The 24,157-nt window shown below is 37.2% G+C and carries 26 protein-coding genes and 1 other annotated feature; of the genes, 11 read left to right on the forward strand and 15 right to left on the reverse strand.

Going from position 1 to position 24,157, the window contains the following annotated elements:
- Positions 1-55: 55 nt before the first annotated feature.
- The 4 genes from thiI to ACTT1L_RS09885 form a co-directional block, all read right to left on the reverse strand.
- Positions 56-1,270: a tRNA uracil 4-sulfurtransferase ThiI gene (thiI, locus tag ACTT1L_RS09870; protein ID WP_000989282.1), complete on the reverse strand. Its 1,215-nt coding sequence runs from the start codon at positions 1,268-1,270 to the stop codon at positions 56-58.
- A gap of 6 nt (positions 1,271-1,276) precedes the next feature.
- Complete coding sequence (locus tag ACTT1L_RS09875) at positions 1,277-2,419, reverse strand: cysteine desulfurase family protein (RefSeq protein ID WP_250669812.1); 1,143 nt, start codon at positions 2,417-2,419, stop codon at positions 1,277-1,279.
- Between the two features lie 168 nt (positions 2,420-2,587).
- Positions 2,588-4,300 carry a septation ring formation regulator EzrA gene (gene ezrA / locus ACTT1L_RS09880; RefSeq protein WP_442821891.1) on the reverse strand — a complete coding sequence of 571 codons (1,713 nt, stop codon included), beginning with the start codon at positions 4,298-4,300 and terminating at the stop codon, positions 2,588-2,590.
- Positions 4,301-4,507: 207 nt separating this feature from the next.
- On the reverse strand, positions 4,508-5,350 hold the full coding sequence (locus ACTT1L_RS09885; RefSeq protein WP_061132049.1) for a LysR family transcriptional regulator: 843 nt from the start codon (positions 5,348-5,350) through the stop codon (positions 4,508-4,510).
- 124 nt (positions 5,351-5,474) lie between these two features.
- Between ACTT1L_RS09885 and ACTT1L_RS09890 the strand changes: the two genes are divergently transcribed.
- Positions 5,475-6,419 carry a DMT family transporter gene (locus tag ACTT1L_RS09890; protein ID WP_071742011.1) on the forward strand — a complete coding sequence of 315 codons (945 nt, stop codon included), beginning with the start codon at positions 5,475-5,477 and terminating at the stop codon, positions 6,417-6,419.
- Between the two features lie 11 nt (positions 6,420-6,430).
- On the opposite strand, the gene refZ is transcribed toward ACTT1L_RS09890, so the two are convergent.
- A complete protein-coding gene (gene refZ, locus ACTT1L_RS09895) occupies positions 6,431-7,069 on the reverse strand; it encodes a forespore capture DNA-binding protein RefZ (protein WP_000814932.1) in 639 nt (212 codons plus the stop codon).
- 147 nt (positions 7,070-7,216) lie between these two features.
- On the opposite strand from refZ, the gene ACTT1L_RS09900 reads away from it, so the two are divergent.
- Complete coding sequence (locus ACTT1L_RS09900) at positions 7,217-7,696, forward strand: GAF domain-containing protein (protein ID WP_000494346.1); 480 nt, start codon at positions 7,217-7,219, stop codon at positions 7,694-7,696.
- A gap of 61 nt (positions 7,697-7,757) precedes the next feature.
- Here ACTT1L_RS09900 and megL read toward each other — a convergent pair whose 3' ends face one another.
- The gene (gene megL, locus ACTT1L_RS09905; protein ID WP_000726590.1) at positions 7,758-8,936 is read right to left on the reverse strand and encodes a methionine gamma-lyase; all 1,179 of its coding nucleotides are present in this window, start codon (positions 8,934-8,936) and stop codon (positions 7,758-7,760) included.
- A gap of 397 nt (positions 8,937-9,333) precedes the next feature.
- Here megL and rpsD point away from each other — a divergent pair, with 397 nt between their 5' ends.
- Positions 9,334-9,936 (forward strand): 30S ribosomal protein S4, encoded by a 603-nt coding sequence (gene rpsD / locus ACTT1L_RS09910; protein WP_000135319.1) that lies wholly within the window; start codon positions 9,334-9,336, stop codon positions 9,934-9,936.
- 54 nt (positions 9,937-9,990) lie between these two features.
- Here rpsD and ACTT1L_RS09915 read toward each other — a convergent pair whose 3' ends face one another.
- Positions 9,991-10,119, reverse strand: a complete 129-nt coding sequence (locus tag ACTT1L_RS09915) for a hypothetical protein (RefSeq protein ID WP_000050944.1) — start codon at positions 10,117-10,119, stop codon at positions 9,991-9,993.
- Positions 10,120-10,269: 150 nt separating this feature from the next.
- On the opposite strand from ACTT1L_RS09915, the gene ACTT1L_RS09920 reads away from it, so the two are divergent.
- Positions 10,270-10,572 carry a YjdJ family protein gene (locus tag ACTT1L_RS09920; RefSeq protein WP_000154634.1) on the forward strand — a complete coding sequence of 101 codons (303 nt, stop codon included), beginning with the start codon at positions 10,270-10,272 and terminating at the stop codon, positions 10,570-10,572.
- Between the two features lie 77 nt (positions 10,573-10,649).
- Here ACTT1L_RS09920 and tyrS read toward each other — a convergent pair whose 3' ends face one another.
- The 5 genes from tyrS to acsA form a co-directional block, all read right to left on the reverse strand.
- Positions 10,650-11,906: a tyrosine--tRNA ligase gene (tyrS, locus tag ACTT1L_RS09925; protein WP_000512096.1), complete on the reverse strand. Its 1,257-nt coding sequence runs from the start codon at positions 11,904-11,906 to the stop codon at positions 10,650-10,652.
- A gap of 70 nt (positions 11,907-11,976) precedes the next feature.
- Positions 11,977-12,206 (reverse strand) — a binding site (T-box leader).
- Positions 12,207-12,282: 76 nt separating this feature from the next.
- Positions 12,283-12,528 carry a hypothetical protein gene (locus ACTT1L_RS09930; protein WP_001293796.1) on the reverse strand — a complete coding sequence of 82 codons (246 nt, stop codon included), beginning with the start codon at positions 12,526-12,528 and terminating at the stop codon, positions 12,283-12,285.
- The gene (locus tag ACTT1L_RS09935; RefSeq protein ID WP_048557724.1) at positions 12,509-13,054 is read right to left on the reverse strand and encodes an RNA polymerase sigma factor; all 546 of its coding nucleotides are present in this window, start codon (positions 13,052-13,054) and stop codon (positions 12,509-12,511) included. The genes ACTT1L_RS09930 and ACTT1L_RS09935 overlap by 20 nt, the downstream gene beginning before the upstream one ends.
- Positions 13,035-13,490: a hypothetical protein gene (locus tag ACTT1L_RS09940; RefSeq protein WP_000066453.1), complete on the reverse strand. Its 456-nt coding sequence runs from the start codon at positions 13,488-13,490 to the stop codon at positions 13,035-13,037. Before ACTT1L_RS09940 ends, ACTT1L_RS09935 begins: the two co-directional genes overlap by 20 nt.
- A 276-nt stretch (positions 13,491-13,766) precedes the next feature.
- On the reverse strand, positions 13,767-15,485 hold the full coding sequence (acsA, locus tag ACTT1L_RS09945; RefSeq protein WP_000862052.1) for an acetate--CoA ligase: 1,719 nt from the start codon (positions 15,483-15,485) through the stop codon (positions 13,767-13,769).
- 176 nt (positions 15,486-15,661) lie between these two features.
- Here acsA and acuA point away from each other — a divergent pair, with 176 nt between their 5' ends.
- The 4 genes from acuA to ACTT1L_RS09965 all read left to right on the forward strand — a co-directional run bounded on the left by acuA (position 15,662) and on the right by ACTT1L_RS09965 (position 19,152).
- A complete protein-coding gene (gene acuA / locus ACTT1L_RS09950; protein ID WP_000581400.1) occupies positions 15,662-16,294 on the forward strand; it encodes an acetoin utilization protein acetyltransferase AcuA in 633 nt (210 codons plus the stop codon).
- A 17-nt stretch (positions 16,295-16,311) separates the two neighbouring features.
- Positions 16,312-16,956 (forward strand): acetoin utilization AcuB family protein, encoded by a 645-nt coding sequence (locus ACTT1L_RS09955; protein ID WP_000634568.1) that lies wholly within the window; start codon positions 16,312-16,314, stop codon positions 16,954-16,956.
- Positions 16,953-18,119 (forward strand): acetoin utilization protein AcuC, encoded by a 1,167-nt coding sequence (gene acuC / locus ACTT1L_RS09960; protein WP_076868242.1) that lies wholly within the window; start codon positions 16,953-16,955, stop codon positions 18,117-18,119. The genes ACTT1L_RS09955 and acuC overlap by 4 nt, the downstream gene beginning before the upstream one ends.
- Before the next feature lie 172 nt (positions 18,120-18,291).
- On the forward strand, positions 18,292-19,152 hold the full coding sequence (locus ACTT1L_RS09965; RefSeq protein ID WP_142243781.1) for an alpha/beta fold hydrolase: 861 nt from the start codon (positions 18,292-18,294) through the stop codon (positions 19,150-19,152).
- Between the two features lie 66 nt (positions 19,153-19,218).
- Here the strand turns inward: ACTT1L_RS09965 and ACTT1L_RS09970 are convergent, their stop codons facing one another.
- The 3 genes from ACTT1L_RS09970 to ACTT1L_RS09980 form a co-directional block, all read right to left on the reverse strand.
- Complete coding sequence (locus ACTT1L_RS09970; RefSeq protein ID WP_220779949.1) at positions 19,219-19,491, reverse strand: hypothetical protein; 273 nt, start codon at positions 19,489-19,491, stop codon at positions 19,219-19,221.
- Between the two features lie 118 nt (positions 19,492-19,609).
- Positions 19,610-20,299 (reverse strand): response regulator transcription factor, encoded by a 690-nt coding sequence (locus ACTT1L_RS09975; RefSeq protein WP_001993852.1) that lies wholly within the window; start codon positions 20,297-20,299, stop codon positions 19,610-19,612.
- A gap of 1 nt (position 20,300) precedes the next feature.
- Positions 20,301-21,755 carry a sensor histidine kinase gene (locus ACTT1L_RS09980; protein ID WP_000023851.1) on the reverse strand — a complete coding sequence of 485 codons (1,455 nt, stop codon included), beginning with the start codon at positions 21,753-21,755 and terminating at the stop codon, positions 20,301-20,303.
- A 149-nt stretch (positions 21,756-21,904) separates the two neighbouring features.
- Here ACTT1L_RS09980 and ACTT1L_RS09985 point away from each other — a divergent pair, with 149 nt between their 5' ends.
- The 3 genes from ACTT1L_RS09985 (at position 21,905) to mscL (ending at position 24,121) form a co-directional block, all read left to right on the forward strand.
- On the forward strand, positions 21,905-22,585 hold the full coding sequence (locus ACTT1L_RS09985) for an ankyrin repeat domain-containing protein (protein ID WP_220779948.1): 681 nt from the start codon (positions 21,905-21,907) through the stop codon (positions 22,583-22,585).
- Between the two features lie 79 nt (positions 22,586-22,664).
- Complete coding sequence (locus ACTT1L_RS09990; protein WP_220779947.1) at positions 22,665-23,591, forward strand: Gfo/Idh/MocA family protein; 927 nt, start codon at positions 22,665-22,667, stop codon at positions 23,589-23,591.
- 128 nt (positions 23,592-23,719) lie between these two features.
- A complete protein-coding gene (gene mscL, locus ACTT1L_RS09995) occupies positions 23,720-24,121 on the forward strand; it encodes a large-conductance mechanosensitive channel protein MscL (protein ID WP_000267020.1) in 402 nt (133 codons plus the stop codon).
- The last annotated feature ends 36 nt before the right edge of the window (positions 24,122-24,157 follow it).

Genomic DNA, 24,157 nt, shown 5'->3' on the forward strand with positions numbered 1-24,157 from the left:
GAGTGTGATAAATAACATGACTTCATACACGGTTTACATATGGTAATTTATGGTTTTAGAAAAGTTCTTCGAATTTTTCTTCTTCCGCCACTACTTCTACCGTTTGTAATACCATAGTTTCTTTGTTCGCTACAGCTTCATCGATTAATGGTGTGAAATCGTATTTCGCTTCAAAACGATTCGCTTTTTCACGCTTCGGCTTCGTCGCTGGGCTTGCTGGTGTGAATACTGTACAGCAATCTTCGTACGGACGAATTGAAATATCATATGTGCCGATTTCTTCAGCGATTTTAATAATCTCTAATTTATCCATCGTAATAAGCGGACGAATAATTGGATAGTTTGTTACTTCGTTAATCGTATGCATACTATCTAACGTTTGACTTGCTACTTGTCCAAGACTTTCACCAGTCGTGATTGCTAGAGCGTTACGCTCCTCTGCGATACGCTCTGTAATACGCATCATCATACGGCGCATAACTGTCATTGAGTAACTAGATGGGATTTCTTTATTAATCGTTTTTTGCACTTCTGTAAATGGAACAAGGTGAAGTGTTACACGTTTACAGTATTTCGTTAACTCTTGTGCTAAATCGATTACTTTTTGTTTTGCGCGCTCACTTGTGAAAGGTGGGCTATGGAAGTGAACTGCTTCCACAGATACGCCGCGTTTCATCGTTAAGTACGCTGCTACTGGGCTATCAATACCGCCAGAAAGAAGTACCATTACTTTTCCGCCAACGCCAACTGGTAAACCGCCAGCTCCCATACGCTCATCGCACATAATGTAGCTATAGCCACTGCGAATTTCTACACGTACATTTACATCTGGATTATGAACATCTACAGTAATATCTTCTGTATTTTCTAGAATGTGTCCACCAATCTCAGGTAATAATTCCATCGTTCTCATTGGGAAATGCTTATAAGAACGGTGTACAGTAATTTTAAATGTTTTCACATCGCCTTTTACTTGTAAGAAAGCTGCTAATGCACCTTTTTTAATGTCTTCTAATTCTGATGGTACTTTCATCGCTAAGTTAAACTTATGAATACCAAACACATCTTTTAATCTTTCAGATACCGCTTCATGATCTTCGCCATTTAATTGGATATACATACGATCATGTGTTGCATCGATTTTAATATTTGGGAATTTTTTCAGTTTGAACTTTACGTTATCTTTTAATGTGCTTACAAATTTAGAACGGTTCTTACCTTTAGTCGTCATCTCTCCATAACGAACTAAAATATATTCATATGTCATCATATTCCTTTACCTCATCACTTCATATAATTTTGGCATCGTCTCTTTCACAATACCTTCAAATTGCTTTACTTCTTCCATCGTGTTTTCTGGTGCTAAACTAATGCGAATAGCACTTGCAGCAGCGGCATGTTGTACTCCCATTGACACTAACACTCTGCTCACTTCATTTGCTTTTGAAGAACAAGCAGATTTCGTTGATACATATACACCGTGCTCTTCTAAAGCATGAACGACCACTTCTGGTTTTAAACCTACAAATGATACATTTAAAATGTGCGGTGCTGCATATGCAAGCGACGTATTAATCGTTACATCTTCCATCTCTTTAAAGAAACGAACAAGCTCTGCTTGTAAACTTTGCAAATGAGCTACCTTTTCTTTCACTTGCTCCATTGTCATGCGAAGTGCTTTCACCATCGCTACAATGCCAGGTAAGTTCTCTGTACCAGAGCGATACTTCAGCTCTTGTTGACCACCTGATAAAATTGGATCTAACCTTACGCCATCACGTACATAAAGAAGACCCGTTCCTTTTACACTATGGAATTTATGTCCAGATATTGAGCAAAGATCAATATGAGAAGCGTATAAATTAAGCGGTACTTTTCCTATCCCTTGTACATGGTCCACATGGAATCTTATTTTCGGATAATTCGATAATAACGTTCCAATTTCAGCAACAGGCTGAATTGCTCCAGTCTCGTTGTTCACGTGAATAATTGACACAAGAATCGTATCTTCACGAAGCGCTCGTTTTACATCCTCTACCGATACAACACCATGCTCATTAACCGGTAAATATGTTACATCAAAACCGAGATCTTCTAATTGTTTATATGCTTCAAACACAGACGCGTGTTCAATATTTGTTGTAATGATATGTTTACCGCGCGAACGATTCCTCATCGCTATTCCTTTAATCGCAAGGTTATTCCCTTCCGTTCCACCTGATGTGAAAATAATTTCAGAAGGCTTAACGTGAAGAAGCTGCGCTGCAATTGTTCTTGATTGTGTTAATAGACGCTCTGCCTCTCCTCCAAGCGAATGAATAGAAGAAGGATTCCCAAAATATTTCCCCGCAACCGTTACGTACGATTGAAGAGCTTCTGGATATGGCTTTGTCGTCGCACTATTATCAAAATAGATCATCGTTCTTCCCCTTTCAGCGCTGTCACATCATATAATCATATCACAAATACGTGTCATTACGCTAAGACTACTCAAAGGTTCCGTTATATTTTAAAACGAATAACCTTACTGTATTCCGCTATTCATTATAGCAACATCGCCTGCAAAATTACACAAAAAAACAAACCCTTATGAAAGGGTTTGTTCATTGTCTACATATTCAGCTATTTTTTGAACAACGCCAGGCTCAAGTTGCTCTAGTACAGAAGCCGCTTGTTCTAAAGCTGCATCGTATTGATATTCACGGAATAATTTCTCCGCATAATTTAAGCTCTCTGCAAGGTTTTCATCATGACTGCGGTAACGATTACCGTATTGAATTAATTTTTCAACTAAATACGCTTGTCCAATTAACTCTTCTGTCATTTCAGCAACACCATTAACAGTTGTGTAAGCTTCTTCTAAACTGCTATTTACAGCATTCATATTTAACGGCTTCACTTCTAATTGCTCATATACAGCTTGCATTGCCATTTGTCCTCTTTTTAAATCTTCCATAATGCTCTCTGGAAGACCTGGCAAATTCGACTTTTGCATAAAGCGTTTCGTTTCGAAAATAGTATTTCGCATTTCTTGTAACTTCTCACGCGCTTCAAATTCTTCTTTGCGCATCGTTTGCAGCATTTCTTTATATTCTGCATGAAGTACTTTTAATGTTTCACATTGCTCATAAATCTCTTCTAGTTCCTCACGAATAATAGAGAAGGCAATATCTTGTTCCGCAACCCGTAATTGCAACATTTCAAAACGTTTCATTAAAATGTGCATTTGCTTTTCAATTACTTTTTGATACTCAATGTCCTTATCTTGTAACTGATAGCTTTGTTTCACGAGCTGTGTTTCTGCTTTTGTTTCAATCGTTTCAATGCGAATTTCTTCTAAGTCTTCATAAACAGAAAGTGTTTTTTGCTCCACATAATGTCTCGCATGTACTTCTTGTTCTAGTTGATCATAGAAGCTATCTAAACTTGTTTTTAAGTTTTCTACTTTTTCAGCCGCTTCTGTTATGTGAAGCTCCTGTATATCCATTAAACATATTTGTAGTTGTTTCTTCATATCGCGAACTTCTTTAGGAATTTCCAAATACTCTAATACATAACCTTGTCTTACCATATCATTATGTCCGTGTAATAAATCTTCCAACTGAACCGGTAACGTCGCTTGACACTCTACCAATAAATCTGGAATTTGGTGAATAATGATTTCTAAATCTGCTAAACCTTCTTCCAAACTAATAACAATTTCTCTCGCTTTTAAATAGTCGCCATTGTTTGTTGCTTCTTCAAAGGTTTTAAATTTCTCAGATTCAGCGTCTAGCATCTCTTCGATTTTCTGCTCTGCTGCTCCATACATATGTCTATGAGCAAGAACACTCTTCTTCATACTACGATATGTATCACGTAACCCTTCGATTTCCGAGCTATTTTTTTCATGGCTTTCTAACAATTGCTGTAATTCATTTAAAATGTCTGTAATACGATTATCAGCGTCATCTAAACCACTTATGGATTCATTCATCGCATGCTTTGCTTTTCGGAAGGAGAATTGCGAGGCGAATTTTCGCGCTTGCGCTAAATCTTTTTCAGCTTTCGGAATGGTTGTTGATACAATTTCATCCCATTCTTCACGCCATTTACCAAACAGTTCTTCTGTTTGACCCGTCATATTTAAATCTTTCACCCGTTTTAGCTCATCTGCCACAGGTTTATCTTTTATCTCTTGTTTCCACTGCTCAAGTGCTTCAATATCTTTATATGAACGATTTCTTATCACAAGCTCTATCATGAGCAGCACTAGAATAGAGCTTACTACAATGATAACGATCGTCAGGATAGAATCCATGCAAAAAAGCCTCCTAGTTATATCTCTTTTTTTGTCCGTTCCGTTTATGAAATGGAAGGCATTATGTATAAAAAGGGAATTCCCCTATATTTAACAACTAACAATGTACTAATCATACCATGTAATGGTTTGTTTTTGACCTAGTTTTTTTTAAAATTTCATGTTTCTTTCAATGCAATTGTAATCTTTCTCAATATTCCGTTTGGATTACCTCTCATCATCAAATGAATGCAGCAAAGGGCCTTCTTCCATATGAGATGCGAAATATATTTTACGTACAATTGTCGGTTCAATAGAAATCGCATGCACATTTCCTTGTCTTACCGCTTGCTCTACTGCTATTTCTGGAAGTAACGTGATGCCAAGTCCAGCACTGACCATCGCAAGCATCGGTTCTGCATAAGAAGTTTCAAATGCAATAATCGGTTTCGCACCTATCCCTTGAAACAGATTCGTAATCATTTTCCTTACATCGCAGATTTCTGGGTATACGATTAACTTTTCATTTTGCAAATCTTCCATTCGAATTACTGTTTTCTCTTTATAAAGATGATCATTTGAAACGACACACACAATTTTTTCTTCTCGTATTTCTTTTATACACGTAGCACCTTCTACTACTGAATCGATGAACATCGCTTCAATCTTCCGTTCTTTAAAAAGTCCTATCAGTACTTTCGTATGCTCAATTTTCCATTCTATTTCGAACCCGTCACCTAATATATCTTTACATTTCGCTATGTAATGTGCTGCTAAACTTGGCAATATGCCTATAGAAATGTTCCGCTTCTCTTGAAATTTCTTCATTTCGGCTTTCACTTCATGTATGTGTCCCAAAATCGGTAACATTCTTGTTATGAATAACTCTCCAGCACTTGTTAATTCGACTCCTTGCGCGGAACGTTTTAATAAAGTAACCTCTAAATCCGCTTCTAACCTTTGAATTTGTTTACTAAGCGCCGGCTGAGAAATATGTAAAATCTTACTCGCCTTTGATAAACTTCGCGTATTCTTCACTTCAATAAACGATCGTACTGCCTCTAGATCCATCGTACACACCTCTAACAAAAAGTTATAACTGTCATAAAAAATCGATATTTCCTTCTATAAACAATTACTCTTTATACTTATTTCATCAACTTACTATAACGAAATGTAAAGGGGAAAGATACTCTTGAACAAAAAACAAATGCTACTCGGGTCCCTCCTATGCTTACTTGCCGTAACGGCTTGGGGATTTATGTTTCCTGTCATGGCAAACGCCTTACAGTTTATCGATCCGTTCTTCTTCACAACGATTCGCTATGGATCAGCAGCTATTATTTTTCTTATTCTGCTATTACTTACCGAAGGGACAAAGTCACTCCGCTTAGAAAAGAAAACACTTTCGTTACTCTTTTACGGAACAGTCGGTTTCGCAGGATATGGTTTTCTCGTTTTCTATGGACAACAACTTGCCGGACCGTCTGGAGCCATCCATGCCGCGATGATTCAGTCTCTTATGCCACTCATCGCTTTATTATTGCAGTGGATAACAAAAAATAAACGCCCACAAAACTATACATTCCTTTGTATGTTTGTTGCATTATTCGGTGTTATGCTTGTCATTTCAAAAGGAAATATTCACTTATTATTTGGAGCTGCCAGCCATCTCTCAACAAATATACTTATGCTGTGCGGCGTTACTTGCTGGGTCATTTATACAAACGGTGGTGCTAGTTTTCAATCTTGGTCGCCACTTAGGTATACGACGTTAACTTGTTTATTTGGCTCAATTTCACTCATCACTATCGTCACTTTTTTAACTTATACAAACGTCGTTACTGTACCTTCACTATCGACAATTATGAACGTTCGTTTTGAACTCTTATATATGTCTATTATTGCAGGCGTTATCGCAGTATTTTGCTGGAACGCAGGAAATCGCTATATTTCATCTATTAATGGCATATTATTTATGAATTTAGTTCCTATACTTGCACTTATCGGTTCCATCTTTCGAGGTTATACAGTCGACAAAATTGAAATTGTGGGCGCCTCATTAACAATTATCGCGCTATTATGCAACAATTTATGGCAAAGAAAAGAAAGCACAAAAATCCCCACCTCAGTTCGTTAGGTGGGGATTTTTCACATATGAACAGCTCTTGGCCATTCATAATACATATTCGTTATACATAATGTTTGTTCTATCCATTGTTCAATTTCTTTCGTGTACATTTCTAAGAAAAAGGTCTCAGATGGAAAAGAATGTAGCACTTCTGATATATATTGCGGATATAAAAACGGCATATTCATCATGCCTTTTAATTGCGTCATAAACATTGTAAAAGATACCTTTTTAAATTCTTGTTTCATTTGTCCTTGTCTAATCATTTGCTCTATATAATATCTTTCTTTAGAAAAATAAACGGTCATCACTTCGCGAATTAATGTCGTATCAAGCGACAGCTCTCGGTAAAAGAAACGTGTCAGCTCCCTATTATCAAATTGATATCGTAAAATCCCGCGCACCATTTGCACCATCACATCTTTAGCCGACAAATATTCTCTCTGTTCAAAGGACGTTTCAATCACATGAATATACCCTTCTAAAAAATTAGTAATAAGCTGCTCTAATAGGCCTTGCTTTCCAGCAAAATAATATGAAATATTCGCTACATTCACATCCGCTCGCTTTGCAATGTCTCGCACCGACGTTCCATCATAACCTTTCGTGTTAAACAACGATATTGCCGCATCAATTACTTTTTGTTTCGTCTGTTTCATGCGCTCACTTCCTCTCACTGAACAGCTATAGTGTAAATTTCTTGACTTTTAAGACAAATTCCTTTAATTTTCTATCGACAAAGTCATGTGAAACACATCGTATTTTGCTAATATTTTACACATCTCGATAAAAAAGGAGCTGTTTCCATGTTTACTAAAGAAAGTTATACAGGATCTCGCGTGCAGCAATATGAGACAGTAATAAAACAACTGGATGCATTATTAACTGGCGAATCAAACGTAGTCGCAAACTTATCAAATGCGTCCGCATTATTAAACCAATTTTTGGATCGTGTTAATTGGGTTGGCTTTTACGTAACAGAAGGAAATCAGCTTGTTCTTGGACCATTCCAAGGAATGCCTGCTTGCGTGCGCATTCCATTTGGACGAGGCGTTTGCGGCGTTGCAGCTGAAACGAAAACAACACAGCTTGTAGCAGACGTTCATCAATTCCCAGGACACATCGCTTGCGACAGTGCTTCAAATTCAGAAATCGTCGTACCGATTATTAAGGATGGGAATGTCATTGGTGTACTTGATATTGATAGCCCTGAAAAAAACCGTTTCGACGAAGTAGATCAGCGCTATTTAGAAAAGTTTGTGGAAACACTCCTAAAACATATGTAACAAAAAAGAGCTAGTTATCGATTAAGTACATGACGTACAAAACCGATAGCTAGCTCTTTTTTTATTGATTACTAACAGTAGATATTTTCTTTAACGCTTGCTCTAAATCAGAAACAATATCCTCCCACGATTCTAAACCGACAGATAAACGTATTAAATTATCATAAATGCCCATTTCTTGTCTTAACGCAGCTGGAATCGCGGCGTGCGTCATCGTTGCTGGGTGCTGAATTAACGTTTCTGTATCTCCTAAACTTACCGCAATTGTAATAAAGTGAAGGTCATTAATAAACGCCTGCGTCTCTTCTTTCCCGCCTTTAATTGAAAAAGATATAACACCGCCCCCACGTTTCATTTGGCGAGATGCTAACTCTCCTTCTGGATACCAAACACCTTCTACCGCATCATGATTTTTTAGGAACGATACAATTTTTTCTGCATTATCACAATGACGATCCATTCTTACTGCTAGTGTCTTTAATCCGCGTAACAATAACCATGCGTCAAACGGTGCCATAATACCGCCGATATCTTTTCGCATCGGGCGGATTTTTTCAGCTAACGCTTTCGTTTTACAAATTGTTACACCCGCCACAACATCACCGTGACCACCAATATATTTTGTCGCACTATGAACAACCGCGTCACAGCCAAGTTCAAGCGGTCTTTGTAAATAAGGTGAACAAAACGTATTATCAACAATAACAAGTAACCCATTTCGCTTCGCAACCCGAATCACTTGTTTTAAATCAATTAATTTCATTGTCGGATTAATCGGTGTTTCAACGAAAATAAGCTTTGTATTCGGGCGAATTTTATTTTCCATATCAGCCTCTGTCTCCATATCACAAAACGAATGCGTAATCATAAATTTTTCTTCTAACACTTCTAAAAAACCGTATGTGCAGCCGTATAATCCATTTGAACAAATAATATGATCTCCAGCTTTTAGAAAACCAATTAACGTTGCGGAAATAGCTGCCATACCGGATCCGAAAGCAAGCGCTTCTTCTCCTCCTTCTAACACCGCCATACGTTCTTCGAATAATTTCACAGTCGGATTTCCAAGTCTTGAGTAAATATAAGATGGATCCACTCCCGCAAAACTTGCCTCTCCTTGCTGCGCAGTCTCAAATGTAAATGTAGACGTTTGAAATAAAGGCGGTGTTAAACTTCCTTTATGTTCCTCTGATGTATAACCGTGATGAATTAACGCTGTCTCCATATGCTTCTTTTTCATAAAAACATCCCCTTTTATGTTTTTATTGCCGCATATTCATCATTAAAACTTTGATGAACGTTTTACTTCATTTTATGTAAGCGTTTTATTTGTGTTTCTATCTCTTCTTTTATATCGTTTTAAATTCCTTCTTGTTCATTTCCAAAATTTATATGCATAAAACAAAAACGTACTCGCTTGACGAAACTCTGGGTAAAAGATATAATAGCGTTTGTGTAAAATAAAAAGGCAGCCTTGTAATGTGAGTTTATCGTTTGTATTTTGTTCCTCTACGGAGGTGTATCTCGTAACTCCCTGCTGCTGGAGCGAAGGTACATGAAAACAAAATGCCCGTAAATATCGATTACGTCTGTTTTTATTTTACGTAAATAAAAACATTTTAAAGGAGGAGTCAACTATGGCTCGTTATACAGGTCCAGCTTGGAAACTGTCTCGTCGTCTTGGAATCTCTCTAAGCGGCACAGGAAAAGAATTAGAAAAACGCCCTTACGCACCAGGTCCTCACGGTCCTAACCAACGTAAGAAACTTTCAGAATACGGTTTACAATTACAAGAGAAACAAAAACTTCGTCACATGTACGGCATGACTGAGCGTCAATTCCGTCGCACATTTGACCAAGCAGGTAAAATGCCTGGTAAGCACGGCGAAAACTTCATGATCCTTCTTGAAGCTCGTCTTGACAACTTAGTTTACCGTATGGGCTTAGCTCGCACTCGTCGTGCAGCTCGCCAATTAGTAAACCACGGTCACATCATGGTTGATGGCGCTCGCGTAGATATCCCATCTTACCGTGTAAAACCTGGTCAAACTATCAGCGTTCGCGAAAAATCTAGCAACCTTGTTGTTGTTAAAGAAGCGATCGAAGTTAACAACTTCGTACCAGAATACTTAACTTTCGATGCTGACAAATTAGAAGCTACTTACACTCGTCACGCTGAGCGTGCTGAGTTACCAGCTGAAATCAACGAAGCATTAATCGTAGAGTTCTACTCTCGTTAATGACAAAAAGCCAATCCTGTGGATTGGCTTTTTTCGTTTATATATAAAATAAAGTTATTTATTTTCCTCTTTCTGAACATATACATAAGCATCTTTCTGCTCTTTATGTACATCCACCTTTGAATTCTCTGCAAGCTGACCCGCATTTAGCAAAGAAAAAATAATGAGCGCTTCTAGTGACATTTTGTTTTACCACTCCTTTCTAGTTGTTATACATTTATCATACCGCTTACATGTGATTTCCGTATGAACTCGAAAAGGAGATTACAACAAAATGGTTACAAGTATATGAATGCACGCTATAATAACCATAAAATAGGAGGTTGATTCATTTTGACAATAAACCAAATGGTTCAGTTAGGCAGTGCATGTATGTTGTTTATTACTTCCGCGCTTATTAATTGGTATCAGGGAAGTAATTTAATAGATGATCCTGATGAATGGAAATATAGCGCTAAGTTTACGAATTACTTCAAAGGCACCGTTTCAAATTACGAAGATATTTATCAAATCGATTTTTTTATATACGCAGCAAAATTTTATCCAACAGCATTTATCGTTATGCTAGTGAGTTTACTTTATATGCTCATATTAATTCTTTATATTCTATTCAAAAGAAAAGATGCGGCGTTTTAAATCCATACATAAAAACCCCGAATCATAAACTTTTCAGCCTACAATTCGGGGTACTATTTGTTTATATTCGTTTCGGATTAGTAACGAATTAAGAAATATTTCTTTTTACCGCGGCGAATGATTGTGAATTTACCTTCGATGCGGTCTTTTTCTGTTACAACGTAGTCTAATGCTTGTGTACGCTCACCGTTTACGTAGATTGCACCGTTCGTTACATCTTCACGTGCTTGACGTTTTGATGGAGAGATTTTGCTTTCTACAAGTAAGTCGATTAATACTGTATCTTCTGCAGTGCGTTCTACAGATGGTACGTCTTTGAATCCTTGCTCGATTTCGCTTGCAGTCAATTCTGCTACAGAACCGCTGAATAATGCAGCTGAAATTTTAATCGCTTGCTCTAATGCTTCTTCGCCGTGAACAAGTTTTGTCATTTCTGCACCTAATGCTTTTTGTGCTGCACGTTTTTCTGGTGCTTCAGCTACTTGCTTTTCAAGCTCAAGAATTTCTTCATGAGATAAGAATGTAAAGTATTTTAAGTATTTAACAACGTCTCGGTCATCTGTGTTAATCCAGAATTGGTAGAACTCGTAAGGAGTTGTTTTCTCTGGGTCTAACCAAATTGCGCCGCCTTCTGTTTTACCAAACTTCGTACCATCAGACTTAGTAACAAGTGGAATTGTTAAACCGAATGCTTTCGCATCTTCTTCTGATTTACGGATTAATTCAAGACCAGCTGTAATGTTACCCCATTGGTCACTACCACCGATTTGTAGGCGGCAATTATGGTGTTGGTATAAGTTTAAGAAGTCGTATGATTGTAAAATCATGTAACTAAACTCAGTAAATGAAATACCAGTCTCTAAACGAGATGCTACTGTATCTTTTGCTAGCATATAGTTTAAACCGAAGTTTTTACCGATATCGCGTAAGAATGAAATGACATCTAAGTTACCAAGCCAATCATAGTTGTTAGCCATTGTTGCTGGGTTTTCCACGTTTTCGAACTCTAAGAAGTTTGAAAGTTGGTTTTTAATGCTTTCTGTGTAGTAAGCAACTGTATCTTTCGTATTTAATGTACGCTCTGCTTTTTTACCACTTGGATCACCGATCATACCAGTACCACCGCCAACAAGTGCGATTGGTTGGTGACCAGCTAATTGGAAACGACGTAACATTAATACTGGTAACATATGACCGATGTGTAAGCTATCCGCTGTCGGGTCGAAACCACAGTATAATTTAACGCTTTCTTTTTCTAATAATTGCTCAAGGCCCTCAGCGTCTGTTTGCTGATTAATTAGACCGCGAAATTCAAGATCTTGTAAAATACCCATATCCTACATACTCTCCTTTAAGTTCATTACTGGCGTGAAGGTTAAAAACATAAAAAAATCGCCCCTTCAAATAAGGGACGATTTTGATTATCGCGTTACCACCCTAGTTGCAGACCAAAAAAAGCCTACCACCTTATTTACATAACGGCTTAGCACCGTCTCTTCCCTTTTGAATACAATTCAATCGAAAAAAGATGCTCTAGGGGCGTAATTCGCGATCATCTATGTGCTGATTTTCACCGGCCATCAGCTCTCTAAAACAGGGAAATGATCACTACTTCTCCCTTTCCACGCTCAATTATTCATATACTTTTCTTTATACCATCATTTATATAGGCGTGTCAAATAAGGTCGGGTTTCTCTTCTTGCCAATCCTTTACAACGTCATAAAGAGTATCGTAATAAGAGAAAGAATTGGAACCCCAACTAATAACGATACGTGAAACACAACTGATAAATCATTCCCAATTGTCGCTTCCACAGGATCTTTCGCCGGGGAACCAAGAAACCCGATTAATCGATCGAATCGACTTACCGTTTTTGGAAAGTCCGGTACTTCTACATGGTCACTATCTAAATGCTGTTTTAATTTATATTCACTCTTAAAGGGATTTTCGCTCAATTTCGTCCACCTCCAGCAATTGTTTCAATTTCTTTATCCCGTTATGAAGTCTCGACTTCACCGTTCCGACTGGAATATCTAATACCTCTGCAATTTCTTTTTGCTGCATATCATGATAATAAGAAAGGATTAGGACCGCTCTTTGCTCTTCTGGAACTTTCAAAATTGCTTCTCTTACTGTGAGCCGATCTTCGTGAGAGAATTCTTTTTCCGGAATCGGCGCTAAAAACGGCAAAAGCGTACGCCACTTTTTTCTCCTATTTAATTTATTAATCATAAGACGATAACCGATTTGAAATAAATACGTTTTTATTTTTCCTTTTTCAAGTTCATACATATGTTTCTTTCGTTCTAACGTCAAAAACGTATCTTGCACGAGATCGATACTTAATTGTTCATCTCGGTTAAATCGATATAAAAATGTGTATAGCGCTGGTTTGATTAAAACGTATAGTTTTTCCCCAGCCTGCTTATCTCCACTTTGATACGCAAGCATGAGCTCTTCCTCAATCCCAATCTGCGCCATGGTTTTTGATCTCCTTTATTCCTTTTAACGTTAATGAAATACGGGAAATTAAATAGCAGCTTGCGACAATAATCCATACTTGTGATTGATTCGTAAAAAATTGAACGTACGGGTTTTGAATTGTATGGCCAGTTGAAACTAAAATATTTAATGCTTGCACACATATGCATGCATACACTGCAAGACAAGCCGAAATCGTATCAAATACATTCCAGCGAAAATATACTTTTGTTTTCATAAAATCAATTTTATATCCATTTTTTCTTACTATATGTTTTCTATCAAATGGAATAATAATTGAAAACATAACAATCATCATAACGCCAGCTGTAATCATTGATACTTTAAATCCGATTGGCATCGGTAATAGCAAACCACAAGAAAATACGACTATAACTCCAATTAAAGCAAAAGTAAGAAGTAATTTATTAGACATAGAAAAGCCTCCCTCATCTATTCTTTCATAAATGTATACAGACGAGGAAGGCACTTCGTTCAAATATTATTTTATTTTTTTATAATCTTTGCAGGATTCCCGTCAACTACTACATGATCTGGCACATCTTTTCATACAACTGGATCAGTCGGTATATATATTTCTCCTAGTATCATTTTTTCTTTTTCTGTTTTCATTTTCTTCCCTCTTTATATGTAGGTTAAAGAGAGAAGAAAAAGAAAGGCCTGAACATTATTTCGTTCAGACCTTTCTCTCTTAATCTTCCATCGTTGATAAGTCACCTGTTGGTAAGTTTAACTCCCACGCTTTTAATACGCGGCGCATAATTTTACCGCTTCTCGTTTTCGGTAATTTATCTCTAAATTCAATTTGTCTTGGCGCTGCATGAGCTGCTAGACCTTTCTTTACAAATTGACGAATTTCTTCTTTTAATTCTTCAGATGGTTCGTACCCTGCACGAAGCGCGATAAATGCTTTAATAATTTCGCCGCGCACCGGATCAGGAATACCAATTACACCAGCTTCTGCAACAGCAGCATGCTCGATTAATTTGCTTTCTACTTCAAACGGACCAACGCGCTCACCTGACGTCATAATTACATCGTCAATACGTCCTTGGAACCAGAAGTATCCATCCTCGTCCATATAGGCAGAATCACCTGATACGTACCAATCGCCCGGCATAAAATAAGACTCATATTTTTGCTTGTTATTCCAAATTCCACGCATCATAGCTGGCCAACCTTTACCAATTGCTAAGTTACCCATTGTGTATGGAGGCACTTCATTTCCTTCATTATCAACAATCGCTGCTTTCACACCTGGAATTGGTTTACCCATTGAACCTGGACGGATTTCCATGCAAGGGTAATTACAAATAACTTGTCCACCTGTTTCTGTCATCCACCACGTATCATGAATACGAAGTCCAAATGCGTTCATACCCCAGCGAATTACTTCTGGATTTAACGGTTCACCAACGCTTAATACGTGGCGCACTTGTGATAAATCGTATTTTTTAATTGCATCTTGTCCAGCACCCATTAACATGCGAAATGCTGTTGGTGCGCTATACCAAACTGTTACACCGTAATCTTGCAGCGCTTCATACCACGCTTCTGGACTAAAGCGTCCGCCTAAAATAACATTTGATGCTCCGACTAACCACGGCGCGAAAATACCGTAAGCAGTTCCCGTTACCCAGCCTGGGTCAGCTGTGCACCAATATACATCGTCTTCTTTTAAATCTAATACCCACTTCGCCGTTTGATAGTGCTGAACCATTGCGTTTTGCGCATGAAGCACACCTTTTGGCTTACCAGTAGAACCAGACGTGTAATGTAGAATCAAACCGTCTTCACGGCCTAACCATTCAATATGTAATTCTTTTGAAGCTTGTTCGAATAAAGGATTGAATGCTACCGTTTTACCGCCTTCTTCTACATTATCTCCAACAAGAAAGACTGTTTTTAAAGCAGGTAAATCATTTAATGGTACACGCTCTAACAATTCAGGTGTTGTAATTAACACTTTTGCTTCGCTATCTTCTAAACGATCGCGAACTGCGCCTTCCATAAATGCTTCAAATAGCGGACCAACAATTGCTCCCAACTTCACTGCACCAAGAAGTGCGAAATATAACTCTGGGGAACGCGGCATAAAAATAAAAACGCGATCGCCTTTTTCTACATCGCCATAATTTTTTAGGACATTTCCTGCTTTATTAGAAAAATCCTTCATTTCCTTAAATGTATACTTCTCTTTTCGAGATCCATCTTGATAATAAAGGGCTACTTTATTCTTCCGATCGGATTTCGCATGCTTATCAATTGCCTCATACGCCATATTCACTCGGCCTGTTTCATTCCAAGTAAAGTTTTTATTAACCTCTTCCCAGTTAAAATTCGCGTATGCCTCATCATAATTCGGCAAATTATTTTCTCCTTTAATGACAGGAAGCGTTTCTACTTTCATACTTTACATCCCCCTCCTATGTATTCTATTATCTATTATAATAACATTTTTTAAAATTTTCAGTATATTTGTTGATTTTTAGACAAATTTTTAATGACAAATTTCGATTCACATCGCATATATTATAAAGTACGATATGAATAGATTCACAAACCCTCAAGGTGGTGAGCAATACATTGATCCATAAAAAAATATATAATGCTAGAAACTTAAAAACAGCGAAAGGCACTTTAATTATTGAAGGGCCTGTCTCTACACATAACTTAGAAATGTATGAATTTCATCCAGATTTAGTTGCGTTTCGTCCTGCCGAGCAGCAATATAAAGCAATTGTCGAAATTTCTAAATTGCCAGAAGCTCGTCTCATTATTGCTAGACATGACCAAACGATTGTTGGATATGTTACATACTTGTATCCTGATCCACTTGAACGATGGTCAGAAGGAAAAATGGAAAACTTAATTGAGCTTGGGGCAATTGAAGTGGTCCCAGCCTTCCGCGGGAGTTCTGTCGGAAAGAACTTACTAGAGGTTTCTATGATGGACGATTATATGGAAGATTACATTATATTGACGACTGAATATTATTGGCACTGGGATTTGAAACAAACAGGCTTAAATGTTTGGGAGTACCGAAAAGTAATGGAAAAGATGATGAATGCTGGCGGGTTACAATGGATGGCTACAGATGATCCTGAAATTTGTTCACATCCTGCTAACTGTTTAATGGTCCGCATCGGTAAACGCGTTGATACGGATTCTATTCAAGCATTTGATCGTCTACGTTTTCACAATCGTTTTATGTATTAATAAAGGGGGCAACTGGAATGATTGTAGAAGAAATTATGAATCAAGATGTGGTGACACTACATCCAAACGATACAATCGAAACAGCAATCCGAACGATACGCACGAAAGGCATTCGGCACATTCCAATTGTCGATCAAAATAATCATGTCGTAGGCATTATTTCTGATCGGGATGTAAGAGATGCAAGTCCGTCTATTTTAGATGAACAAGTTTCACTCGATATGCTGAAGCAACCGCTCGAACTGATTATGAAACATCCTGTTATGACTTGCCATCCTCTCGACTTTGTTGAGGAAATTGCTACTTTATTTTTTGAAAATAAAATTGGCTGTCTTCCTGTTACAAAGGCAGGAAAGTTAGTTGGAATTATTTCTGAATCTACTGTACTGCACACGTTAGTGAAATTAACAGGAGCACATCAACCGAGTTCACAAATTGAAATTCAAGTAAAAAATGAACCTGGCATTCTCGGAAAAGTCGTTGCTATTTTTAGTGAGTTACAAATAAATATCGTGAGCGTTCTCGTCTATCCAGCAAAAGATGAGAATGATAAAGTACTCGTTTTCCGCATTCAAACGATGAATCCGCTAAAAGTGATTGATGCACTTGAAGCAGAAGGCTACCGCGTATTATGGCCAAACATCATGGGGATGCAAGCATGAGTAGCGCGTTTATTTATTCGGAGGACTTTCGGGGCTATTCATTTAGCCCTGATCATCCTTTTAACCAACTGCGCGTCACACTTACGTACGATTTATTACAAAAGGGTGGTTTCATCTCTCCTTCTCAAATCATCTCACCACGGATGGCTACAGATGAAGAGATTGCCTACATTCATACAGAGGAGTACATAAATGCGGTAAAACGTGCTGGAGAAGGAAAGTTAGAAAAATCAATTGCAATGACATATGGACTCGGAACAGAAGATACACCGATGTTTCCAAATATGCACGAAGCAAGCGCATTACTCGTTGGCGGTACATTAACAGCTGTTGACGCTGTTCTTTCTGGAAAAGTAAAGCACGCGCTTAATTTAGGTGGCGGCTTACATCACGGCTTCCGCGGCAAGGCATCTGGCTTTTGTATTTATAACGACAGTTCCATCGCAATGAAATATATTCAGAAGAAATACGGTTTACGCGTTTTATATATTGATACAGATGCTCATCACGGTGATGGTGTACAGTGGTCCTTTTATGACGATCCTAACGTATGCACCATTTCACTACATGAAACTGGTCGATATTTATTCCCTGGAACTGGCGCTGTAAACGAACGAGGACAAGGTAATGGCTATAGTTATTCTTTTAACGTTCCACTCGATGCTTTTACAGAAGACGAATCGTTTTTAGATTCCTATCGAACTGTCGTAAGAGAAGTGGCCGCATACTTTAAACCGGATATTATTTTAACGCAAAATGGTGCTGACGCACATTATTACGACCCACTTACACACCTTTGCGCAACGATGAATATTTACCGCGAGATACCGAAGCTCGCTCGCGAAATCGCTAACGAATATTGCGAAGGTCGCTGGATTGCTGTCGGCGGCGGTGGCTATGACCACTGGCGCGTCGTCCCAAGGGCTTGGGCACTCATTTGGCTCGAAATGAACAACATCCAAAACATCTCAGGTTATCTCCCTCCAGAATGGATTGAAGCTTGGAAAGGACAAGCAGAAACAGAACTTCCTCTCACGTGGGAAGATCCAGACAACATGTATAAACCTATCCCCCGAAAACCAGAAATTGAAGAAAAGAACGCATTAACTGTAGCGAAATCCCTTGAAATTATTCGGAATAATATGAAAAAATCTTTGTACTAAACGAAAAGGAGGCTCGTTTTTGAATAGCCTCCTTTTATTTATTGTCGATTTCTATCGGTAAGTCGATATATTTTAATAATCGCTGATATATTCCTAGTTGCGCCGATATATTTTGATAATCGCTGATATATTTCGAGTTGCGCTGATATATTTTTATGTACTAACGGACTTTATGGGAAAAGGTCGTGATATTATGTGGAAACAACAAATGGTCAACACGAAACGCGGCACATTCGAGCTTTTTACTAAAGGCAGTGGCGAACCACTTTGCATTACACATCACTATTCCCAATTTAATGAGACTGGTGATTACTTTGCGGATGTTTTCACTTCTACGCATCGTGTATTGCTCATTAATTTACGAGATGCTGGTAACTCCGCAAAAGCCAATTCAGAAAAAGAATTAAGTATGATTGAAACCATTCACGATTTAGAAGCGATACGAGAAGCTTTACAACTTCCAATATGGCATTTCGCTGGCCACTCAACAGGTGGTATGCTTGGACTTCTATACGCAATCACATATCCAAAATCCTTACAATCACTAGTCGTCGTTGGAGCCGCAGCAAGTAACTATACTGAAACACCATTTTGTATTTATCATCCGGAACATCCTCAGTTTCATTATATGCAACAGCTCATCGAAAATTTAAAAAGCCCTCACCTTACAAATGAGGAACGGAAAGAACTATCTACTGAGAGAACAAAATTATCATTGTATAAACGAGAAAACTACAACTCTTGTTTTGATAAACCAATCAAAACAACAATGTCCGCTAGCCGGATGAACGCTTTTGCTCATGAATATCCATCATTTGATTTACGAGAGCATTTACCTTCTATAAAAACAAAAACAATAATTATGTGCGGAAGACACGATGTACAGTGCCCGATTCAGTATTCTATTGAGATGCATGAGGGCATACGTAATTCTATTTTTGTGACATTTGAAGAGAGTAATCATTATCCTTTTTTAGAAGAAGCTGCTCAATTTATTTCTACTACTCAAGAATTTTATAAATCATTACACTAGTACCGTTATTATTAAAGAAAGCTCACAGCCTCTATAAGACTATGAGCTTTTTTCAAAAGAAATATTTCAACTAGTAACAATTAAAAGAAGAACACACAAAACCACTAAACCTAAATCAATAAATACTGCCTTTTTATCTCCTTCTTTTAAACTTATTAGAAAACTAGAAACTATTTTAATTGCAAAAAAGACCATCATAAACAACCCACCGAAATGATCATTCGTAGAATCTTCCTCATAAAACATTTGTATTGCGCCTATTAGTAATAAAACAAGTATGATATTAGTTCCAATCTTTAAAATCTTGTTTGATTTATTATCTTTTAATATATCCCCCAAAATGTAGCACGCCCTCTCACACTCTCCTATGTTTTATCTCTTTTTATATTTTAACATAAATTACCTATTCTTCCCTTTTGATCACATAAAAAAACCTGCCAAAGCTTTGACAGGTTCCCTACACGTTAAAACGATAACCAGCTCCCCATACCGTTTCAATATATTGCGGGTGAGCTGGATCTCTTTCAATTTTTTCACGTAGCTTTCTAATATGAACGACAACAGTTGCTAAGTCACCAGCGGAGTCTAATCCCCAAATACGTTCAAATAGCTGTTCTTTATTTAATACTTGATTTGGGTTTGTGACAAAGAATGTTAATAAATCAAATTCCTTCGTTGTAAACGCAACTTCTTCATTGTTTATAAAAACTTTCCTCGCCCTTTGATCAATAGAGATTCCGTGAATATATAGCGTATCGCGTTGCTTACTTACATTTCCTAATAATCTTTCATAACGAGAAATATGTGCTTTTACCCTTGCGACTAATTCACTCGGGCTAAACGGTTTCGTTATATAATCATCCGCTCCTAAACCGAGCCCGCGAATTTTATCTATATCTTCTTTTTTTGCTGAAACAAGTAAAATCGGAATATCTTTTATAGCTCGAATTTGCTTACAAATTTCAAATCCATTCATTTTCGGAAGCATAATATCTAAAATAATTAAATCGTAGTCTTCTTGCAGGGCCATTTGTAAACCTGTTTCTCCTGAATGTTCGACATCAACTTGAAAATCATTAATTTCTAAATAATCTCGCTGTAATTCTGCAATGCTTACTTCATCTTCTATTAGTAAAATTCTTTTCAATTTACTCACCACATTTCTCTACTTTTTCCAATGAGAAGAAAATGCTTGTGCCTTCCCCAAGCTCGCTTTCCGCCCAAATTTCCCCGCCATGTTCTTCAATAATTTGCTTCGCTATCGCTAAGCCAAGTCCACTTCCACCTGTACTAGAATTTCTCGATTGCTCTGCACGATAGAAACGTTCAAAAATATAAGGAAGTGTATCAGATTCTATACCTGATCCGTTGTCCATTACTTTCACAATCACTTTATTGTTATCACTCGATACTGTTACAGTAATTTTCTTTTCTTCTTTATCCATGTATTTCACACTATTATGAATTAAATTTGATATCACTCTATTTATCTTTTCGCAATCAGCCTTTACATAAAGTGGTGATGCATGTAATTGTAAGTTAACTTCTATACCTTCTTTACTTAAATCCATCTGCATCTCTTCTATTAATTCTTGCATAAACATATTTAATTCAACCGTTTCAAACTGAAAGGGAACTCGATTCAAATCGAGCTTTGAGAATAAAAATAATTCATCAATGAGTGTATCCATATGTCTTGCTTTCGTATGGATAGTTGTCAAATACTTATCCATTTTTTCTGGCGTATTTGCTACTCCGTCTTTTATTCCTTCTACATATCCAATAATAGATGTAATCGGTGTTTTTAAATCGTGAGAGATGTTTGAAATGAGCTCTTTTCGATTTTCTTCATACTGCGTTTGCATCTCTATCGATTCTTTTAATTTCTTCCTCATTTCCTCAAATCCTTGATTCAATTGCCCAATTTCATCGTGCGATGTAACTGGTATTTGAAAATCTAAATTTCCTTCTTTAATTTTTTCAGTCGCATCTTTCAATACAAAGATTGGTTTTATAACACTTCTTGAGACGAGGTAACTTAATAATCCAATAAGTAAAATAGCTAACAGTAAAAGTGATACGAACAAAATCGGAAATAACTTTTGTGTAAGATCTACAAATGAACTTTGCTTCTTTAATACAAATATACTCCCCTCTTCTTCCTGAGGAAAATAAAAATCAAACTTTACATATCGATAAAATGTATCGCCGAGTTCCGTTGTACCACGACTATTAATATTTGCTGATTCAAATTTCGGAAGAGCTTCCTTTAAAGCCCCACTTTCAAGTACTTTTGTAGCATAAGAAATGGTTTCTCCCTTTCTTACAACAATTTTCACCCCTTCTTTTTCAAGTGATGAAACGAATGATTCATCTAATAGTTGCGATTGATGTTTCTTTGCTGCCGTCTTTAACTCAATATACACATTCTCTTCTTCTGACGTAAGCGGCTTTTGAATATAGGAGCTTTTATAGAAATTTTTCACTGCTTCCAAATCACCTGTTATCGAAAAAACGATTAAAAATCCCGCGATTAATATAAGCGTAATGGAAACGAGAATGACAGCGATATAAGAAAATAAAAACCTTGTTTTAATAGACATATGTTACATCCTCACTTTATCAAACCTTATTACTCATAAGCATAAAAATATATGTTCAAATACTCAAGCGATTTTATAGTAATTTTAGCGTCAGTTTATAAAAATTTAATGTTCTTCTTTTACAGTTGAAATGAGGAGGTTGAAATTCCATGTTCAAAAAAACAGTAAGCATGATATGTTGCGTAATTTTTTTGCAAGGTTGCTCGCAAGAACAAGAAGTTAAAAAGGAGATGATAAACATGGAGACAGCGCTACTAACAGCTACTGAGAAACAAGAAACGAATACTGTTATATCGTTACTCAAAAAAGGGGCTGACATAAATATAACAGACAATAAAGGACGCACCCCTCTTATGATTGCTACATACAAAAATGATGTAAAAACCGCAAAAGCGCTTATCGACGCTGGTGCTGACGTAAATATCCAAGATGATATGAAAAACAATCCCTTTCTATACGCCGGGGCAGAAGGTTACTTGGATATTTTAAAACTAACGATTGATGCCGGCGCAGATCCAACACTTACGAATCGTTACGGCGGAACAGCCCTTATCCCTGCCTCAGAACATGGTTATATTGATGTTATAAAAGAACTCCTCACGCGAACAAATATCGATGTAAACCATGTCAATAATCTCGGGTGGACAGCTTTAATGGAAGCCATCGTACTAAGCAACGGAAATGAAACACAACAACAAGTTATCCGCCTTCTTATTGAGCACGGTGCAGATGTAAACATTCCAGATAATGATGGTGTTACTCCGCTAGAGCATGCTCGTGCTCATCACTTTGAAGAGATAGAGAAGATTTTGTTAGAAGAACATAAGTAAAACGCTAATTTTTGCCTTCCTCCCTCACCCTATGCTACATTTAACCCGTTATATCAATATGAATAGGGTGGGAATACAAATGAACAAACCTAAAATTGGAATGATTGGACTTGGAAGTATTGCACAAAAAGCTTATCTTCCAACACTTACAAAAGAAACAGATTGGAATTTTGTAGGGGCGTTTACACCTAACGCAGAGAAAAGGAAACAAATTTGTCAGCAATACCGCATTCAAGACTTCCATTCTATTGAAACGTTAGCTTCAGAATGTGATGCAATCTTCGTTCATAGTTCAACTGCTACTCATTATGAAATCGTTTCTGAACTTCTGAAAAAAGGAATCGATGTTTACGTAGATAAGCCGCTAGCTGCTACAGTGGAACAGGCTGAAAAACTAGTCGAGTTAAGCGAAAAATATAACCGAAAGTTAATGGTCGGATTTAATCGCCGCTTCGTTCCTATGTATGTTGCGGCAAAAGAGCAAGCTCATCATATTTCATGGATTCGAATTGAAAAGCATCGTACAAATAAAGTCGGGCCCTATACGTACGACTTTACGATGTTAGATGATTACTTACATATTGTAGATACTGCTCGCTGGTTAGCTAACGATGAGCTTAACGTCGTTCATAATATGATGCAAATCAATGAAAAGAATGAACTTCTTTACGGACATCATACATATACAACTGCAAATGGAATGTTACTTTCTACCGCAATGCACCGCAATGCCGGTACAAATTTAGAACAAATTGAACTTGTAACGGCGGGAAAAATCATTCGCGTAAAAAACATGAACACATTTGAAGTTGAGCAAGAAAATGCAGTTTCTCAAATTGGTTCCCCATCATGGGATACGACGTTAAAACAACGTGGTTTTGAAGATGCTGTTCATCATTTCATTGAATGTGTGCAAGGAGATACAAAGCCTGTTGTAGATGGATTAGAAGGATTAAAAACGCAGCAACTTTTGCAATCTCTGCTGAATAATGTAAACAAAAATTAAAACGGATACATTTTTCAGAATTTACTTTCATTCCCATTCCCTCTTTATTTCTCTCGAAAATTTCTATAGAATATGTTGATAGGAATTATAAATTTCATAATGAATCGTGGAAAGGATGGGATTAACACATGTGGAACGAGTTTAAGAAATTCGCGTTCAAAGGGAATGTCGTTGATTTAGCTGTCGGGGTTGTAATCGGTGCTGCATTCGGTAAAATCGTTAGTTCTTTAGTAAAAGATGTTATTACACCATTACTTGGTATGGTATTAGGTGGCGTTGACTTTACAGATTTAAAACTTACATTCGGTAAGTCATCTATTATGTACGGTAACTTCATCCAAACAATTTTTGATTTCTTAATTATTGCAGCGGCTATCTTTATGTTCGTTAAAGTGTTCAACAAACTAACATCTAGAAAAGAAGAAGAAGAAAAAGAGGAAGAAATTCCAGAACCAACAAAAGAAGAAGTTCTTCTTGGCGAAATTCGCGACTTGCTAAAACAGCAAAACTCTTCTAAAGATAGAGCATAATTGAACGGATAAAAAGGCATGTCCCGAGAGGGACAT

The organism is Bacillus sp. FH (assembly GCF_052216825.1).
GTDB lineage: Bacteria > Bacillota > Bacilli > Bacillales > Bacillaceae_G > Bacillus_A > Bacillus_A paranthracis.